The organism is Rhodococcus sp. CH91 (assembly GCF_022554085.1).
Classification (GTDB): domain Bacteria; phylum Actinomycetota; class Actinomycetes; order Mycobacteriales; family Mycobacteriaceae; genus Rhodococcus.
This window is the reverse complement of record NZ_JAKFYR010000020.1, coordinates 26683-31127: the sequence shown is the minus strand read 5'-3', so window position 1 is coordinate 31127 and position 4445 is coordinate 26683. Positions and strand designations below refer to the sequence as shown.

The following is a 4445-nucleotide window of genomic DNA, read 5'->3' as shown; positions in this document are numbered from 1 at the left end:
ACGATCCGGACTCGCTGATCTCCCGACAACTCGCGTACTGGATCGAGACGTTGCAGGACGCACCGGAGCAGCTCGACCTCCCGACCGACCATCCGCGTCCCGCGGTGCAGTCGTTCCGGGGTGGTCGCGCGACCTTCACTCTCACGGCGGAACAGCATCGCGCACTGTCGGTGCTCGCCCGCAGCAACAACACGACCCTGTTCATGGCCGTCCACGCCGTCTTCGCGGTGTTGCTGTCGCGGTTGTCCGGTAGTGAGGACATCGCCATCGGCACCCCGATCGCCGGTCGTGGTGAGCAGGCCCTCGACGATCTGATCGGCATGTTCGTCAACACGTTGGTCCTGCGCACCCCGGTGACCCAGGACAGGACGTTCGACGAACTGCTCGCTTCGGTCCGGGAGACGGATCTGGACGCCTTCGCGCACGCCGATGTGCCGTTCGAGCGTCTCATCGAGGTACTCAATCCCACCCGCTCGACAGCGCGGCATCCGCTGGTCCAGGTCGGCTTCTCGTTCCAGAACCAGGAACGCGGAGAGTTCGTGCTCCCCGGACTCGATGTCACTCCGTTCGAGGTCGACGCAGGACTCGCGCAGTTCGATCTGCACCTGATCCTGTCCGATACCTACGGGCCGGACGGTGAACCGGCCGGCATGGACGCGACGTTCACCTATGCCTCGGACCTGTTCGAGCAGGCGACCGTCGACGGCTTCGCGGAGCGCTTCGTCCGGTTGGTCGACGAGGTCGCCGCGGATTCTTCGGTGAGCGTCGGTGCGGTGGATCTCCTCGACCCGGCCGAGCGTGAGCGCATGCTCGTCCGGTGGAACGACACCGAACACGAGGTCGACAGCTCGTCGACCCTGGTGTCGCTCTACGAGCAGCAGGTTGCTGCCTCGCCCGAGGCGATCGCACTCGTCGCGGGTGACGAACAACTGACCTACGCCGAACTCGATTCGCGGGTGAACCGTCTCGCCCGCTATCTCATCGGCCGTGGTGTCGGTCCGGAATCTCTTATCGGACTGGCGATCCGGAGGTCGATCGATCTCGTCGTCGGTATGTACGCGATCTCGAAGACGGGGGCCGCCTACGTTCCGATCGATCCGGATCAGCCGGCCGAACGAATCGCGACGATCGTCGCGAGCGCGGACCCGCTGTGCATCCTGAGCACGGAGCGCGACCGTTTCACCGGCCACGGAAGCTGCTCGTCGATTCTCATCGACACGCTCGACGTGAGTGCGGTGTCGGATGCGCCGATTCGCGCAGAGGAACGATCGGCGCCGCTGCGCCCGGCCAACACCGCCTACGTGATCTTCACGTCGGGGTCGACCGGCCGGCCGAAGGGTGTGGCCGTTCCCCACGCTGCAGTGGCGAACCAGCTGCTGTGGAAGCGGGCCCGCTTCGGAATGGGCCCGGACGATGCCGTTCTGCTCAAGACGGTCGCCACCTTCGACCTGTCGGTGTGGGAGTTCTGGTCTGCCGCGGTGTGCGGTGGCCGTCTCGTCGTCGCTGATGCGGACGGGCATCGTGATCCTGGCCATCTGATGCGGCTCATGGACTCCGAAGGCGTCACCACACTGCACGTCGTTCCGTCGATGCTGCAGATCCTGCTCGAGGAGGACAACGGCAGGCTTCCCGACGCGCTGCGCCGGATCCTCGCGATCGGTGAGGAACTCCCGGCCGAGACGGCACGACGGTTCCTGTCCTCCGGTAACACGGCGGAGCTGTACAACCTGTACGGCCCGACCGAGGCTGCCGTCTCGATCACCGAGCAGCAGGTCACCGAGGACGTGGGTGCCACAGTGCCGATCGGTGGACCGGTGTGGAACAGCCGCGTGTACGTGCTGGATTCGCGGCTGCGGCCGGTGCTGCCGGGTGTCGCCGGTGAGCTGTACCTGTCCGGTGCCCAGCTCGCTCGCGGCTACCACAAGCGCGGCGACCTCACCGCCGAACGGTTCCTCGCGGATCCCTTCGCAGGGGACGGTTCCCGGATGTACCGCACCGGTGACGTCGTCCGATGGACGACGGGTCCTGCCGGAGCGGACGAGGGACGACTCGAATATCTCGGTCGCGCCGACTTCCAGGTGAAGCTGCGGGGCTACCGCATCGAACTCGGTGACATCGAAGCCGCACTGCGAGGGCTGCCCGAGGTGGCGCAGTGTGTGGTGACCGTCCACCGCGACGACCGCACTGCCGAGCAGCTGGTGGGATATGTGGTGCCGGCTCCCGACACCGACGTGGACGCCGCCCGGGTGACGGCAGCGCTGCGTGACGTGCTGCCGTCGTACATGGTGCCGTCGGCGGTCGTGGTGCTCGACAGCCTTCCGCTGAACGTGAACGGCAAGATCGATCGCCGGGCTCTTCCTGCCCCGGTATTCGAGGCACGCGAGTTCGTCGCTCCGGCAACGCCGGTCGAAGAGGTCGTCGCATCGGTGTTCGCCGAGCTTCTCGGCCTCGACCGCGTCGGTGCCGAGGACGACTTCTTCGAGTTGGGTGGCAACTCGCTGATCGCGACGCGACTGGTCGCGAGGTTGGGCGAGGCACTCGACACCCGCGTTCCGGTCCGGGCAGTGTTCGAGGCCCCGACCGTGCGGGCGCTCACCGCCCGGGCGGAGGAGGAGGCCTCGGGCCGCCCGCGGATCGCTCTCACGCGCCGACCACGGCCGAAGGCCGTACCGCTGTCGCTCGCGCAGCAGCGCATGTGGATCCTCAACCAGGTCGATGTCTCGTCGGCGGTCTACAACATCCCCGTCGTGATCCGGCTCTCCGGTCTGCTCGACATCCCGGCGTTGCGCGCCGCGGTACGGGATGTGGTGACCCGGCACGAGATTCTGCGCACCGTCTATCCGGACACCGACACCGGCCCGGTCCAGCGGGTCCTCTCCGCGGCCGACTTCACCGTCGACGTACCGCACGTCGAGGTGGATGAGGCGGAACTTCGTTCTCGTGTCGAAGAAGCTGTTACCACCGGTTTCGACGTCGCGCGGGAGGTGCCGGTCCGGATCCGTCTGTTCGAGACGAGCCCGACCGAGTTCGTCCTCGTCGTGGTGGTGCACCACATCAGTGCGGACGGGTTCTCGATGGGACCGCTGACCCGCGACGTGGTCACCGCCTATCACGCCCGGTCCGAGGGGTCGGTGCCCGGCTGGGAACCGCTGCGGGTCCAGTATGCGGACTACGCGCTGTGGCAGCGCGACGTCCTGGGCGACGACGAGGATCCCCACAGTGTCGCGGCGGAGCAGTTGCGGTACTGGACGAAGAGGCTCGAGGGTGCTCCCGAGGTGCTCGATCTCCCGCTCGATCGGCCGAGACCGTCTCGGCCGTCGACGCATGGTGCCTCCTATGCGTTCACCGTCGAGGCGGATCTCGCGGAGCGGATCGAGGCGCTCGCCCGTCAGGAGCGCGTGACCGTCTTCATGGTCGTGCACTCCGCACTGGCGGTGGTGCTCTCGAAGTTGTCCGGCAGTTCCGACATCACCGTCGGTACTCCGGTCGCCGGTCGTGGTGAGCAGGCTCTCGACGATCTGATCGGCATGTTCGTCAACACTCTGGTCCTGCGGACCGAGGTGTCGCCGACGACGACGTTCTCGGGTCTGCTCCAGGAGGTTCGGGATGCGGACCTCGCGGCCTTCGCTCACGCGGAGCTCCCGTTCGAACGTCTCGTGGACGCCTTGGGGCGTTCGCGTTCGTCCGCCTACTCGCCGCTGTTCCAGGTGATGCTCACCTATCAGAACACCGAGCAGACCTCGCTCGAACTGCCCGGCCTCGAGATCTCGGCGTTCGACAGTGATCTGGGGCAGGCGAAGGTCGACCTGCAGTTGGCGATCGGCGAGGAATACGGTGCGAACCGCCTGCTCGTCGGTATGCCGATGCTGATCACCTACGCGACCGACCTGTTCGACGAGTCGACGGTCGCGGCGTTCGCGGAACGGTTCGTGGCAGTACTCGAGACCGTCACCTCCGACCCGTCCGTCGTCCTGCGCTCCGTGGATGTCCGTACGGCGCGGGAACTGGAACAGGCCGCTCCGCGACCGACCGTTGCGGACCTGCCGACCCTGGTCTCCGCTGCAGCCGAGATCGCTCCGGGAGCGGTCGCGATCGAACACGCTGGGAAGGAAGTGACCTTCGGCGTACTCGACGTGCAGTTGACGACCGTCGCCAAGTCGATGGGCGGCGCGCTCAAGCCGGACGCGCTCGTCACCGTGGCACTGTCCGCCCTGCTGCCCGGAATCCTGCAGGCGCTGGGAGCCGACGGGTACGCTGCGGCTCTCGAGGCGATCATCGACCGGGCCGTGGCCGTGCGGAACGGCGGGTGATCGGTTCGCCCAGCCCGTAGCCGAGGCAGGAGGTCCTCATCGGCCCGCTAGGATCGAAGGTTCGTGTGTGTGTTCGGCGTGCCCGTCGTCCGTCGGGGGGAAGGCGGCTCGTGGCGTATTGGGAGGATCTGGTAG

At 67.0% G+C, this 4445-nt stretch carries 1 protein-coding gene; it reads left to right on the top strand.

Annotated elements, in window-relative coordinates; all coding sequences use genetic code 11:
* Positions 1-4310 (top strand): amino acid adenylation domain-containing protein (locus tag MOM01_RS22540; RefSeq protein WP_241387677.1); only part of this gene is annotated, 4310 nt, incomplete at its 5' end.
* Between the last annotated feature and the right edge of the window lie 135 nt (positions 4311-4445).